Origin of the sequence: Gramella sp. KN1008 (assembly GCF_004332155.1) — a bacterium.
Classification (GTDB): domain Bacteria; phylum Bacteroidota; class Bacteroidia; order Flavobacteriales; family Flavobacteriaceae; genus Christiangramia.
On the sequence record NZ_SJDV01000006.1, the window covers coordinates 123062 to 137296 of the forward strand.

Consider the following 14235-nt stretch of genomic DNA (forward strand, 5'->3'; position numbering starts at 1 on the left):
TCTAAATTATGCTTTGACCTTAGTTTTCTTCATACTTACCATATAAACCCCTGTAAATACCAGAATTGCAGCTATTGACTTTACCAGTGTAAGCTTATCGGCTCCAACAACAATGGCAAAGGCTATAGCGATCAATGGCTGAAGGTAGATGAACGCACTTATGGTAGCTGCCGAGAGTTGTTTTAAAGCATATATGTTCAGGAGATAGGTCATAAAGGTTGTTCCCACGACAACGTAAGCCATTTTCCATATGGCATCAAAGGGTAGTTCGGCCCATTTCACAGCGGTAAATTCACCTATAGTCACGGGTAAATTGATAAAGATGGCGATAAAGAATAACCATTTCATCAGTGTAATTGAACTGTATTTTTTGGTAAGAGGCTTTACCAGGATGAGATAAAGTCCGTATGAGAATGCATTTACAATAAACAATACATTTCCCAGTGGCACGTTTGGAGCATTTATACTTTCTTCCCTGCTAAAGAGCACCAGTACAATAGCACCGGCCATTCCTATGATTATTCCGAGAATCTTTAAAAGGGTGATTCTTTCCTTTATGAGAATTGAGGCCAGTATCAAAACCATTACGGGTGAAAGTGTAATGATCACAGAGCTGTTAATTGGAGTGGACAGGCTAAGCCCTTTAAAAAAGAAAAGCATATTAATCACCATTCCGAACAATGTGCAACCCAGAATGCGAGGCCAGTCGGAAGTCGCAATCTTTTCCTTTGGAAAGAATAAGCTTATTATCCAGAATAAAATAGCTGCTCCGGTCACCCTGAGTAAAATGAATCCGAAAGGCTCAATATAGGTTGGCATTAAGCCCTTGGCAAGAGTGTGGTTTATGCCATATATGGCACTCGCCGTAAAAGCGGCCAGTATGGCAAGCGCCCTTTTATTCTTCATGAATGGACTCTTTCGCTGCGGCTACGGTCTTTTTGGAATTCCCGATGAAGATCTTATCGTTATTGATAATCACAGGACGTTTTAGAAAAGTATAGTGCTCCAGGATAAGGTTTTTGTACCTGCCTTCGTCAAGTTCTTCATTTTTCAGATCACGTTCCTTATAAAGTCTTGCACGCTTACTAAAAAGAGCCTCGTAACTTCCCGCCAGCTCTTCCATTTCTTCCAGTTGCTCTTCTGTGATTTTATCTTCTTTTATATCCTGCAAAATAAAAGATGAGGGCGGGTCAAGTTCTTTTATGATCCTTTTACAGGTATCGCAGGTGGAGAGGTGATATATTTTTTTCATGCCAGAAGAATTTAGCCTACAAAGAACGGACTTTTCAGAAAATTGAGCTTTCTTTTTTAAAAAAGCTTCACATTTTAAGGCTGGTCATTCTCGCCGGGAAGCTTTAAGAATTCTTCTATTTCTTCTCTGGGATATGTAAGTGTAAAACTTCCTTCGGCATAAGGAGCTATCTCATAAGCATTGTAGTGAAGTATCACCTTATTTTTGGTTATCCCAATGTTTTTTGGAAGATGAAACCTGTCATTTTCAAACAACATTCCAGTACTGTTGATGTTAGCGTCTTCAGGAATATTCTGTTTTTTTCGGAAATCCTTTTCTACAAAGTTGACGAACTTCTCAGTAAAAAGATCATCGGCTGTGAGTGTTTTTCCGCTTTCAGGATCAAAATTAAGATAATCTGTGCTGGTATAGCCGTGAGCTCCCCCGGTGAACATATCGGTATTGAACTGCAGGCATATTATTTTCGGTGTATCGTAGACAAGCTTTCCATTTACTGTAGCTTCCCAGGGCAGTTCATATTCAGGAAATTCCCGGGCTGTTTCTTTGTAATTCCCGATAAAATCTTCGGCTAGCTCTTTGGGACTCTTTTTACCTCCTTCTTCCTGGTAATCGATAGTATTACGAAGAAATTCTACTATTCTCTTATTGATGTTATCAGCTTCTTCTCCATTTTTTGCCACCGGGTAAGTAAGACTTATAAATGTGCATTCTCCTTCTTCCGGACTACAGTTATCAAGACTTTTTTCTATGGTTTTAGAAGAAAAGACAAGGGATTCGTCAGATTCTTTTTGAGTGTCTTTAGGTTCATCTGCACAGGAAGTGAGCAGTAAAATGATACTGAAGGCGATAAGGATTCTATTCACAGCGAATGGGTGTTAAATAACATGATAAAGGTAAAGGCAATTTTGTGAATGCCCAACAGGCTCACTACATTTGTTTTTCAATTTTTTACAGGATATAATTCCATTAATAAGCTTAGTTTTCAGCTTGTAATTCTTTAAACAATGAAATTTAACACCAAAACTATACACGGAGGACAGAAAAATGCAGATCCGGCATACGGTTCAGTTATGCCTCCCATTTACCAGACCAGTACTTATTCACAAAGCACACCGGGAGGTCATAAGGGATTTGAATATTCCCGGAGCGGAAACCCTACACGGGCCATGTTGGAAAAATCACTTGCCAGCATTGAAAATGGGAACTACGGGCTGGCATTCGGTTCTGGCCTGGCCGCGATAGATGCTGTGGTCAAATTATTCAAACCCGGCGACGAGATCATTTCAACAAACGATCTTTATGGAGGTTCTTATCGCCTCTTCACGAGTATTTTTGAAGGTCTCGGCATCAAATTTCACTTTATTGGAATGCAGGATGCTGATAAGATCGAGGACCATATCAATTCTAAAACAAAACTCATCTGGGTGGAAACGCCAACTAACCCGATGATGAATATTATCGATATTGATGCGGTTTCGAAGATCGCTAAAAAGCATGACCTGTTACTGGCTGTGGATAATACTTTTGCGACGCCATATCTTCAACAGCCTCTGGACCTGGGAGCTGATATAGTTATGCACAGCGCAACCAAATATCTTGGAGGACACAGTGATGTGGTGATGGGAGGCCTGGTTGTAAAAGATGAAAAACTGGCTGAAAAACTTTATTTTATTCAGAATGCCAGTGGTGCAGTTTGTGGGCCTCAGGATAGTTTTCTTGTGCTACGAGGAATAAAGACCCTGCATTTGAGGATGCAGCGCCATTGTGAGAATGGAGAAGCAGTTGCAAAATTCCTCAGATCTCACCCAAAGGTGGATAAGGTTTACTGGCCAGGATTCGAAGATCACCCCAACCATGATATTGCTAAAAAACAAATGAAAGGTTTTGGGGGAATGATCTCTTTTACCACAAAGGAAAATACACTTCAGAGTGCCACACAGATTGTGGAGAAACTTAAGGTATTTACCCTTGCTGAATCTCTGGGGGGTGTGGAGTCTCTCGCAGGACATCCGGCTACCATGACCCACGCTTCTATCCCGGCTGAGGAGCGGGCAAAGACAGGTGTTACAGATTCTCTGATAAGACTTAGTGTAGGTGTTGAAGACGAAGAAGACCTCCTGGCTGATCTTAAACAGGCCATTGGTTAATTTAGGTAATTTAAGTGATATTATAGCCTGGGTTTAGCAGGCTATAATATAGCCTAGGCCTATTTAAATTTCTCTGAAACCAGATGGTGTAACGAGAAAGCTTAAAAGGTGCAGGAGGGGCTATTTATCTATTGAGATGATTATCTTGACAGGTTCAGGCTTATTGTGTAAATTCAAAACCGGTGATATTTAATATTTCCGAATCAAATTTTAAGATATGGGCAAGCAGCTATTTTACTGCCTTTTTTTCTTATTCTCTACCCTGGCGTATAGTCAGCAATGGAGAGAAATAAGAGAATTTGAAGTTGGACCTATGTTCAACTATCATCATACTTCCCTTTATGTGGCAAATAATGTGTTTGAGGAGTCTGAGGCTGGTGGTTTCTCAAATTCCGGTTTTGAACCTAACTACGGATTAGGGATTTACGGAATCTATTATCTGAAGCCCAAAATAGGAATTGGGGCAGAACTTTTCTATGACCGTAGCTCCTCTTCAGCATTGGAAGAGGATAATCACTATAATTCACTTACTTTTTTGCCCTATGTAAATTATGATCCTTTCAGGCGGGTGAGAAATCTGTATTTTGGAGCAGGGATGGGGGTTTCTTTTATTCAGGAAGCTCCGGAATATGGATCTGCAGTGAAAGAAGAAGATATCAGGGTGATTACCATCCCGGTGAAACTATCTGCTTCTTATAGAATAAGGAATCAGGTGACCTTTGAATTAGGTATCTACGCAGAAGTGATGGAGGTAGTTATGGATCAGGTTCGCCGAAATGCCCTTTTCTTTGGTATGAAAGTTCCTGTAAATCGTGTTTTTGGAGGTTACCGTTAGTTTCTAAAAAATTCCTTTGAAGATACTGATAAGTTTTCTTACCTCCTTCTGAGTATTATAATGAACCAGACTTACCCTTACCACACCATTCTTTTCTTCCAGGTTTAGTGCCTGAATTAATTTTTTTGCGTAAAAATCACCGAATCTGATCCCTATTCTATGACCGTCAACTCTTTCTACGATCTCGTCACTTTTCAGATTGGAATGTACGAATGAAATTGTGGGGACTCGTCTTCCAGCTGCCGCTTCCGGGATTCCTATTATCCTTATTTCAGGAATTTCATTCAGATAGTCTAACAGGATGGAAGCCAGTTTTTCCTCATGAGATGCAATTAGACCAAATGTCTTTGTAAGCCTGGTCTGAAAATCTTCATCCTTCTTCGGGTTAAAATGACGTCTGTAAATTTCGTTATAGTATTCTATGATCCCCAGCGTGCTATAGGTAAGCTCAAAATTGAAATTTCCGGGTTGTAATTTATAAGGAACTTCCTCTTTTCCGATGAAATAATGATTCAGGCTATCCAGTTTTAATAACAGGTCATATTTTCCGTACATCACTGCCAGATGGGGACCATAGGTCTTATACCAGCTGAAAGTGTAAAAGTCAGCATCCAGCTCCTTTACATCCACTTTGCGATGAGGGGCATAGGCCACACCGTCTACACAAATCAGCGCACCTGCATTATGAACTTCCTCTGCTATTTTTTTAATAGGATTAATAGTTCCCAATACGTTGGAAGCATGGCTTACTGCTACCAGCTTCGTACGATTATTCAACAGTTTTCTCAGGTCATCTAATTCCAGTTCAAGCGTTTCCGGATTTACTTTCCAGACTTTTACCTCGATGCCTTTTTTCTTCAGATCCATCCAGGGAGATACGTTGGCCTCATGGTCTGTATCGGTAACTATAACTTCATCACCTTTCGTCCATTGCTTACTAATGCTCAGACTCAGGATCCTTAACAACAGGGTGGTGGAAGAGCCTATTACTACTTCTTCCGGCCTGCTGGCATTGAGAAGTTGAGAGATTTTAGAAGTAGCATATTTAAGCTTTTCACCCGCCTCTACAGACACCTTGTATGAGGCACCCAGTTGCACGTTATGATGTACCAGGTAGCCGCTTATTCTTTCTATTACCTTTCCCAGAACCTGAGAGCCGCCGGCATTATCCATGAAAATGAAGTCTCTCTTAAGAGCGGGAAACTGTTCCCTTACAAATTCTATATCCATTATTGCCCCAATAAACTTTCATTAAATAATTCAAGTATCCTGCGATATTCGTCGGTCCAGCTGCTTGGCTCAACAAATCCGTGATCTTCTACCGGATAAACCGCCATTTCCCAGTCTTCCTTTCCAAGTTCTATAAGTCGCTGAGCAAGTCTCACTACATCCTGAAAATGAACATTAATATCCACCATTCCGTGAGCGATCAGTAGATCTCCTTCCAGACCTTCGGCAAAATAAATTGGGGAAGACCTCCTGTAAGCTATTGGATCCTTCGAAGGCTCGTTGAGAATATTGGAAGTATATCCATGATTATAATGAGCCCAGTCTGTCACCGACCTTAAAGCTGCGCCTGCTTCAAATGTTTCCGCTTCTGTGAACATCGCCATAAGTGTTATAAAGCCTCCATAGCTTCCCCCGTATATTCCAACCTTTTCAGGATCTATATCATAATTTTCTATCAGGTATTTTACTCCGTCAACCTGGTCAGTAAGGTCTTTTCCTCCCATATGCCTGTAGATGCCTGTTCGCCAGTCCCGCCCGTAACCAGCACTGCCTCGGTAGTCTATATCGATCACGGTATATCCAAGATCGGTAAGCAGATTATGGAACATATATTCCCTGAAGTAACTGGACCACCATTTATGGGCGTTTTGAAGATATCCTGCGCCGTGAACAAAGACCACGGCTGCATCGTTCTTTCGTTCTGCTTCAGGAAGGTATAAGCGGGCAGGAACCATTGCTCCGTCCCTTGATTCAAATCTGATAAGTTTCGGTTCTCGCCAGTCATAAGATGTGAAAGCTTCAGACTGTCCCTCTGTTAACTGTTGAGGTTTGGCCTTCGCCCTGGTCCTTTTAAAGTATAACTCCTCCGGACTGTTCATATAAGAATAGGTAATAGCCATATATTTTTCGTCAGGTGATAGCTGCACTTCATTATTACCTGTCATGTTGGTGAGCTGTGTCATTTCCCCACCCATCAACGGCATCTTATAGAAATGTCTTTCTCCAGGATGAACTTTTGAAGAGGTAAAATACCAGTGCTTTTTGTCATTCGAAATGAACGGATCAAAAACTTCATACTCGCCGGGAGTCAGATCTTTTTTATCACCTGTTTCCACATTCAGGATATTTAGGTGGGAATAGCCAGATTCTTCGCTTTGGAAGTAAATATGTTTGTTATCGGGAAGCCAGCCTAGTGTCTCATTCCCATAATAGGTATAACCAATTCCGGGGCCGGCCAGCCAGGCTTCATCACGCTGCCTTTCTATGGACTCAAGACTTCCATTTTGAAGGTCCAGAAAGGCAATCCAGCGATCCTTATTATCTGTAGAGCGCAGATTGACCACTGCCTTTTGTCCGTTTGGAGAAAAATGAACTTTTGAAGGGATCACCTCCCGTGGTTCAGTTTCCCAGTCTTTATCGGGATAGTCTTTTGTATAATCGGGTAGGTCGGTAATACCAGGAAGTTTTGAGGTGTCTATTATAAATACAGTATCCTTTTCAAGGTCGTAAAGAGCAAGTTCAGCGGTATAATCCATGTCCCCCACCTTACTTCTGGCAGGAAGGTTTACAGTATACCCACTTTCGTCAACATAATTGGGTACATCTGTACGCTTGCCGCGTTCCCTTGTAATAAGGCTGAAAGCAGCATATTTGGCATCCGGAGAAATTACCAGGTTGCTGAGGTTCTGTTCGTTGAGATAGAATATGAAATTATCACTGGTATTTACGGACTCCCTATATTCCTTAGAACTTTCCCTTTCTTCTTTCCGCTGATTCACCACATCCAACAATTCCAGGTTTTCCTGTTGGATCCAATCATCTTTGCTGGAAAGCTTTTTATCTTTGGTATCAGGTTTAGAACCCGATTTTATATTGGTAAGTTGCTTAAGTCTCCCGTTTTCCAGGTCATATAGAAAGGCGTTGTCTTCGGCCTCAAATGCTATATGGTCTTCATTCATAAGAAATACAGGGTCTTCAATAGAGAAAGGGAGATCCAGTAATTCACGTTTTTCTTTGGACCGCATCTCATAAATAAATAGATCTCCATTCTTTATATAGACCTTTTTAGACCTGTTATCATTGAAATCGCCATTACGAGGAACAAGCTCTCTTTCCTGGGAAGCCGTAACCTTCATGATTTTTTCAGGGTTGTTGATGTTAATCCTGTAAAGTGAATCGGCAGGGTTGTTTTCTGGATTGTAATCGAAGTAAATATTCTCACTGTGTATTCCCCAGTGCACCGAAGAGGGAAAGTTACCCATCCAGTCGGGATTCTGCATTATTTTTTCAACGCTTAGTTCTGAAGTTTGAGAAATTGCTGTAAGGGGGAGTATGCTTAAAATGATAGATAAGCATAAAGAAGTATTAAGATTCATATAGGCTTAAAAATTGAAAAATTCATATTAAATATCAGTAGTTATGCGGCATGCGACAAGATAGGTAAATTTTGACTCTTAATTATTTGTTTAAAAGCATGATAGGTAAAATTATTAACACCTGAAAATCAGGGTATAATAGTTTAATTTGTACTTTTAAGCTTATTTTAAAACTAGCGTCATTATGAAAAAATTCAATTTTCAGTTGTCGCTCCAAATCGTTCTTTGCTCTTTATTTCTTTTCGCGTTTAATGCATGCCAACCTGAAGACGGTCTGGTCCCGGGAGAAGAAATTATCCAATCCGATCTTAAGGCAAATCAAAGTGATCCGTCAGAAAAAATCAATGATTTTTACGGACCCACACAGCCCATGGGAAATGGAATTGTTAGAAGTGTGCTTTCCATTAATCATGACGGGGAGCCTGTTGCTCTAGGAGTAGTTTTTTCTGAAAAAGCTCTTGAAAACCTTCCTGATGAAGAACTTAATTTGACCTTGCAATTTCACCCTAAGGCAGAAAGTTTGATTGTGGATCATGTTGATTTTGGATACAATCCCCATGGTCATGAAGGGCCTGGATTCGCTGTGGAACATTTTGATATACATTTTTACTGGATTTCTGAAGAGGAAAAGCTAAGTATTCCATTAGCTATTGGTATGGATGATCTTCCTGATGCGAGTATATGGCCGGAAGGATATGGTCCCGATGTGGTAACCGTTCCGGAGATGGGAAGGCACTGGCTGCATGAATCTTCATTTTCTTCAACCTTTGATCAAACATTTATTTATGGCTCCTACGATTCAGAATTTACTTTTTACGAACCAATGATTACTATGGAATATCTGAAGGCCAAAAATTTTGAGGATTCTTATGAGATCATTCCATTAGGAGCTTATGAAGAACCAGCCTATTACGCAAACTCCTACGAGATCAAATATGATTCGGTTAAAAAGCAATACAGGGTTATGCTTACAGATCTTTTCTGGGCCGGAGGCTTATAAAAAAATGCAATTATAAATTTTTCAAAAGTCATCCCACCCGGATGACTTTTTTGGTAATAGTTACTCCGATCAAAAAAGTTATCTTAGGGCTTTCTTAAAACTTAATTCATGATCAAAAAATCATTAACCGCAGCATTAATGCTGTTTGTTGCTATTTACGTGAGTCCTGTAATGGCTCAACAGGAGATAATTGAAAAAATCGTAAATGAAGCAGAAGAGAATTCACAGCTGGAAATACTGGCGCATGAGCTTCTGGATGTGGTGGGCCCAAGACTGGTTGGTACACCACAGATGGAGAATGCTCACAACTGGGCGATCCAGAAATATGAGGGCTGGGGAATTCCTGCCAGGAAGGAAGAGTGGGGTAAATGGAAAGGCTGGAAAAGAGGGATTACACATGTGGACCTTATCTCTCCAAGAATCCAGAGTTTGGAGGCCAGACAGTTAGCCTGGAGTCCGTCTACGGGAAAAAAAGGAGTGACTGCAGAAGTCGTGATTTTGCCTGAAGCTAAAGATTCAGTTGACTTTATGAACAAGATAAAATCTGTCAAGGGTAAGTTTGTAATGATATCCATGCCACAGCCAACGGGCAGACCAGACGATAACTGGGAAGAATGGGCTACTCCCGAATCTTTTGAAAAAATGAAGAAAGAACGTGATTCGTTGGATAAGTTATGGGACGAGAGAATTGAAAGGACGGGCCTTAATTACAGAGAGCTTCCCAAAGCACTGGAAGATGCCGGAGCAGAGGGGATAATATCTTCGAGGTGGTCACGCGGGTTTGGCGTGAACAAAATATTCGCTTCTTATACAGAAGAGATACCGTCCATAGATATTTCCCTGGAAGACTACGGTTTGCTGTATCGTCTGGCTGAATATGGAAATAAGCCGGAGATTAAAGTAGTTGCAGAATCAACAGAAAGAGGCGAGGTTCCAACATTCAATACAATTGCTGAAATAAAGGGAACAGAAAAGCCCGAAGAATATGTGATCCTTTCTGCTCATTTTGACAGCTGGGATGGAGCTACGGGAGCTACCGACAATGGAACGGGAACCATTGTGATGATGGAAGCAATGAGAATACTTAAAAGAATTTACCCCAATCCTAAAAGAACGATTCTGGTAGGCCACTGGGGAAGCGAAGAGCAGGGCTTGAATGGTTCCAGGGCCTTTGTAAAGGATCATCCGGATATTGTTGAAAATGTGCAGGCCCTATTTAACCAGGATAACGGAACCGGAAGGGTAGTGAATATATCAGGGAATGGATTTTTACATGCTTATGATTATCTGGGAAGATGGCTGTATGAAGTTCCTGAAGAGGTCACCACTCATATTGAAACCCATTTTCCTGGCACACCGGGAAGAGGAGGTTCAGATTATGCCTCTTTCGTAGCTGCAGGTGCTCCCGCCTTTAACCTGAGTTCATTAAGCTGGGATTACTGGAACTATACCTGGCACACAAATAGGGATACTTATGATAAGATAGTTTTTGACGATGTGAGAAACAATGTAATTCTTACGGCTGTTCTGGCTTATATGGCTAGTGAAGATCCGGAAACCACTTCCAGAGAAAAAATTAAACTTCCCATTAGCAGAAGGACGGGGGAGCAGATGACCTGGCCAGAACCCAGAGATGCAGAAAGAAGAGGAATGCTGGAAGAGAAATAGATCTAGGATTTTTTTTCTTTGAGATTGTTCGCGGCCCTGGTGTAACCGCCGTTTGCTCCATCTACGAAGTGGATATGATCATCGGTTTGGATATTCCGGACATAGCAGGACATAACGCTCTGCCGGCTAACATTATATCCATATTTGATCTTTGAGGCACTTTCCAGTTCGTCGAGATATTCCAGTAAGGATTCTCGCTGACGGGAAGTGCCTGTTATAACCGTATGTATGCGACCATCAAGGCTAAGGTTATCGGTGAGTTCCACAAGTTTCTGCATATAGTTCTTTCCCGCTTTGGTATTGCGCAGGTAGATCTCCCCAAACATACTTATTATCCAGTTCTTAAGAATAAAAGCCAGGTTGGATTTCCCATATTTCGCTTTTATTTCGGTTCGTATTCTGCTTAACCCTGCCTTAAGTTTAAGTTTGCTGGCTGTGATCGGTGTTCTGGCCGGATGAGGACCATAGATCTCATCAATTTTTTTCAGGACTTCTGAATAGATCTGGCTGGGGTCTTCATTATGACAACCATCAATTATTAGGGTTAGTACCTGCTGGTCGATTTCCGGCGGCTCCACCTTATCCCATTTACATTCCATTCCGGAAAGATCCAGCTCTACTGAATTTAATTTAGGATTATGATCGTAATCCCTGTTCTTGACTTCCCGTTCTGCGAATTGAAGTCCTTTTCCCAAAATCAAAGGGATGTTCAGAAGTCCTGTGATCTGAGTACGCGCAATTTTCAGTTCAAGCCCTCGTTCATAGATTTCCTTTACCGGCACATGACCAATACGCAGGTCCAGACCAAAGTTGTCAAGGGTCTGGATGCGGTGTTTGTGGAGTACGGCCAGAGCTTCATCAAGGAGCTCTTCAGGAATAAGAAGAGTAGCGCCATCGCCTCCAAAGAAAAAGGGAATATGGATATTATTTTTGAATGCCAGATTTAGAACCGCAACCACACTTCCCGTTGCCACCCAATTAACTTCATTGTGTTTCCCTCTTCGAATGGCACTGGAAGAATCACGAATATCTGATATAAGGACATGCCAGTTTTCAGGTACTTCATGGAAAAGCGACTTCTTAGCAACGAGGTCGCCCACTGGTAATTTATGAATCTTTAAATTGGAATAGAAATCAGAGTTTTTAATCATGAACTATTGGTCGGAGAGTTCTGGAATACATTTCGTTCCGAGAAAGATTCTATCTCAAGCTTTAATTCTACAATTCTGCACCCACAGGCTTGGAACAATCGTGTCCGGGTTCACCATGCGGCGGATTAAGCTGGGGAGTAGCACTCTGTATTCGTACAGGAGAGGTATTCATGTCCTGAGTATTAGAGGCACTGGCCTGGTTTAAAGGAGCTCCTACCGGAAGATCACAACGATGGCCTTCTTCTCCATGAGCGGGATTATATTTGAGTTCAGAACTTTTACTCATATTTTCCTTCATCTCTTCTGCCGAAGCAGTAGTGGTGGTTTCTTCAGCCTGCTCTGATTTTTCCTCATCCTTGCAAGAATAGATGAATACCAACGAAGCCGATAATACAATTAATGATAGTTTTTTAATGCTTTTCATAACATACAATTTATTGATATAAAGATATTTAAATTAATCGATTATTCGCTGAAGCTGTTCTTCAGAAATAGTAAGTATGCCCGATTTAGGAAGCCTGGTTAGCATTTCTTTCCAGTTTTCATCTTCTTCAAAAACCATATTAAAGATGGGTTGTGCTTCTTCGATTCTGCCACTGTTCGCCAGTGCAACTGCCTTCCAGAACTTCATCTCAAGATTTTCCGGGAACATTCTTTCCGCGGTTCCGTATTCCTTTAAAGCTCTCTCCATATCTCCGGCTTCCACGGCCAGGTCTCCTTTATTCATATGTTCATATGCCCGGGCTACTTTCAGCAATCTTTCCAGTTCCTTAAGAGGCTGTTCATGATCGTCTACCCTCAGGTCAATCTTTTTATCTTCCCAGCTTTTAGTGGTTTTCTCAGGTCCCACCACTATAAGTGCAGCCGACTGTTTTCCGCGAATATCACCTCCGGCTTTTTCAGCAGCCTTAAGAACTTCAACCACTCTTTCTGCAAGGGGATAGTCTGAATACCTCATAAAAGCTTCGGCCATTGCAGGAACCACCTCTTCATTCAGCATCATATTAGCCTGAACCGAAAAGTTCTTTCCGGTGAGGTCTTCGGCTGCTTGCACACAATTACCGCCGGTGAATGCTGAAACGCTGCCATGAGCATCCAGGAAAGCAACCTGACGATAATCCCGGCCTTTATCTTCTTCTACCAGTTGGCTGAGTGCTTCTTCAGCAGATACTCCATTTGCCATTAATTCAAGTCCCTTTGGTCCGTAAGCCGGATTCACGAAGGATTGGGTAGCGACAACTCCCACACCGGACTTACCCCATGGTACAAGTGATCCAACCGAGAACCAGTGGCTTTGGACACCTACGGCCATTTCTCCCGTAACTGTATCCCGGGCAACTATGGAATAGGTGTGGGCAAAAGCCTCTTTTTCAACTCCAATATTTTGAGCCTGAAGGGATGCAAAACCTAAAAGGAATAAGCAAAGTAATGATCTGATCATATTATCTGAGCTTTGGATTAAGTTTTTAAAGATAGATAATATGATTTTAAATTTAGAAAGAATGATGCAGGCTGATCTGTAGCTGGTTTTTTGAGGTATTGTTTGTGGATTGTTTCATAAGCCCCAGTTGCAACTTAAGATTATCTAAAATGGTATATCCAAGAGCACCGTATAGCCAGTTCCTGTCAAAATATTCCACCATACGATCGTCACCTATATTCTTCTGGCCATTGATAAAAACCTCGTTGGAAAGTGAGAGATAAAGACTATTCTTTGTGATTACAGGTTTATTCAAAGGAATGGTAAGGCCTATAAGATATCTGTAACGAGTGCGAAAATCCTGGTTTTCTATCCATCGTTCTTCCAATCTCAACCGGTGGTTTACAAGGATTTTCTCTGTTATTTTATGCGGGAGGTTTACATCCTGAAAAATCCGATTCTCAGCACTTGTTTCGGTGCTTTCCCCCAAAGTACCAGAAGTAAAGTGTCCATAACCCAGAACCAGTTTAAGATTTGAATTAGGATTGTAGCTCACTCCGGCTCGTGCAATGAATTGCTGAAAATCTCCAATAATCTCATGATCACGGTACTGAAAGTCTCCCTGCAGTCCGAATTTTGATTCATTGAAATCGGTATTCCAAAAATACATATACCAGGCTCCGAACTGGGCTTCTTCAGTCTGGGAATTGGCATTAAAACAGGTAAAGGTCAATAGGAAGCTAAAAAGAAGAATCTTTTTCAAAACATAGATTTTGGCGGCAAATATAATTTTGCAGCCAATAAAAGCCAAGCAATAAAGCCTGTTTAGTTGGATTTTACTTTTGTAACATTCAGATACACCGGACCACCGTCTACAGGGTAACCTTCAATTTTGGTTGCGGTAATGCTAACTTTTTGACCTTCATATTGACCAAGATCCACAATATCGCTCTTGAGCGCGTAGAAATTATCTGTTGTTTCAAGCCGGTGTGTGCCGTACTGGTAACTGGTGATTCCTGCGGGTTCAATAGTGCCGGAATATTGCTCACCTTCACTAGTATTTCCCGAACCGCAGCTCGTGCTGAATAAAATAATTACTCCTATTGCCAGGGATGAAAATAACTTCATTGTTAATTGTTTTTCGTAATTATTTACCA

General features: G+C 41.3%; 14 protein-coding genes. 4 read left to right on the forward strand and 10 right to left on the reverse strand.

Going from position 1 to position 14235, the window contains the following annotated elements; translation table 11 throughout:
* Positions 1 to 6: 6 nt before the first annotated feature.
* The 3 genes from EZJ28_RS12235 to EZJ28_RS12245 form a co-directional block, all read right to left on the reverse strand.
* Entirely contained in the window at positions 7 to 906 is a 900-nt protein-coding gene (locus EZJ28_RS12235; RefSeq protein ID WP_131398254.1) for a DMT family transporter, read from the reverse strand.
* Complete coding sequence (locus EZJ28_RS12240) at positions 896 to 1252, reverse strand: arsenate reductase family protein (protein WP_131398256.1); 357 nt, start codon at positions 1250 to 1252, stop codon at positions 896 to 898. Before EZJ28_RS12240 ends, EZJ28_RS12235 begins: the two co-directional genes overlap by 11 nt.
* A 74-nt stretch (positions 1253 to 1326) precedes the next feature.
* Positions 1327 to 2115, reverse strand: coding sequence for a DUF3298 and DUF4163 domain-containing protein (locus tag EZJ28_RS12245; RefSeq protein ID WP_242670115.1), 789 nt, complete (start codon positions 2113 to 2115; stop codon positions 1327 to 1329).
* A 141-nt stretch (positions 2116 to 2256) separates the two neighbouring features.
* Between EZJ28_RS12245 and EZJ28_RS12250 the strand changes: the two genes are divergently transcribed.
* On the forward strand, positions 2257 to 3399 hold the full coding sequence (locus EZJ28_RS12250; protein WP_131398258.1) for a cystathionine gamma-synthase: 1143 nt from the start codon (positions 2257 to 2259) through the stop codon (positions 3397 to 3399).
* Positions 3400 to 3616: 217 nt separating this feature from the next.
* Positions 3617 to 4234, forward strand: a complete 618-nt coding sequence (locus EZJ28_RS12255; protein ID WP_131398260.1) for a hypothetical protein — start codon at positions 3617 to 3619, stop codon at positions 4232 to 4234.
* A gap of 3 nt (positions 4235 to 4237) precedes the next feature.
* On the opposite strand, the gene EZJ28_RS12260 is transcribed toward EZJ28_RS12255, so the two are convergent.
* Together EZJ28_RS12260 and EZJ28_RS12265 are read right to left on the reverse strand one after the other, a co-directional pair.
* On the reverse strand, positions 4238 to 5464 hold the full coding sequence (locus tag EZJ28_RS12260; protein ID WP_131398262.1) for a cysteine desulfurase-like protein: 1227 nt from the start codon (positions 5462 to 5464) through the stop codon (positions 4238 to 4240).
* On the reverse strand, positions 5464 to 7839 hold the full coding sequence (locus EZJ28_RS12265) for a S9 family peptidase (protein WP_131398264.1): 2376 nt from the start codon (positions 7837 to 7839) through the stop codon (positions 5464 to 5466). The genes EZJ28_RS12260 and EZJ28_RS12265 overlap by 1 nt, the downstream gene beginning before the upstream one ends.
* A 184-nt stretch (positions 7840 to 8023) precedes the next feature.
* Between EZJ28_RS12265 and EZJ28_RS12270 the strand changes: the two genes are divergently transcribed.
* A complete protein-coding gene (locus EZJ28_RS12270) occupies positions 8024 to 8839 on the forward strand; it encodes a DUF5602 domain-containing protein (RefSeq protein WP_131398266.1) in 816 nt (271 codons plus the stop codon).
* Positions 8840 to 8947: 108 nt separating this feature from the next.
* Positions 8948 to 10507, forward strand: a complete 1560-nt coding sequence (locus tag EZJ28_RS12275) for a M20/M25/M40 family metallo-hydrolase (protein WP_131398268.1) — start codon at positions 8948 to 8950, stop codon at positions 10505 to 10507.
* A gap of 2 nt (positions 10508 to 10509) precedes the next feature.
* On the opposite strand, the gene EZJ28_RS12280 is transcribed toward EZJ28_RS12275, so the two are convergent.
* From EZJ28_RS12280 to EZJ28_RS12300, 5 genes are all read right to left on the reverse strand, one after another.
* Entirely contained in the window at positions 10510 to 11658 is a 1149-nt protein-coding gene (locus tag EZJ28_RS12280) for a DUF3095 family protein (protein WP_131398270.1), read from the reverse strand.
* A gap of 67 nt (positions 11659 to 11725) precedes the next feature.
* Positions 11726 to 12082, reverse strand: coding sequence for a hypothetical protein (locus tag EZJ28_RS12285; RefSeq protein WP_131398272.1), 357 nt, complete (start codon positions 12080 to 12082; stop codon positions 11726 to 11728).
* A gap of 33 nt (positions 12083 to 12115) precedes the next feature.
* Positions 12116 to 13099: a DUF1028 domain-containing protein gene (locus EZJ28_RS12290; protein WP_131398274.1), complete on the reverse strand. Its 984-nt coding sequence runs from the start codon at positions 13097 to 13099 to the stop codon at positions 12116 to 12118.
* A gap of 52 nt (positions 13100 to 13151) precedes the next feature.
* Complete coding sequence (locus EZJ28_RS12295) at positions 13152 to 13841, reverse strand: DUF2490 domain-containing protein (protein ID WP_242670116.1); 690 nt, start codon at positions 13839 to 13841, stop codon at positions 13152 to 13154.
* Between the two features lie 62 nt (positions 13842 to 13903).
* On the reverse strand, positions 13904 to 14206 hold the full coding sequence (locus EZJ28_RS12300; RefSeq protein WP_131398276.1) for a hypothetical protein: 303 nt from the start codon (positions 14204 to 14206) through the stop codon (positions 13904 to 13906).
* Positions 14207 to 14235: the final 29 nt, after the last annotated feature.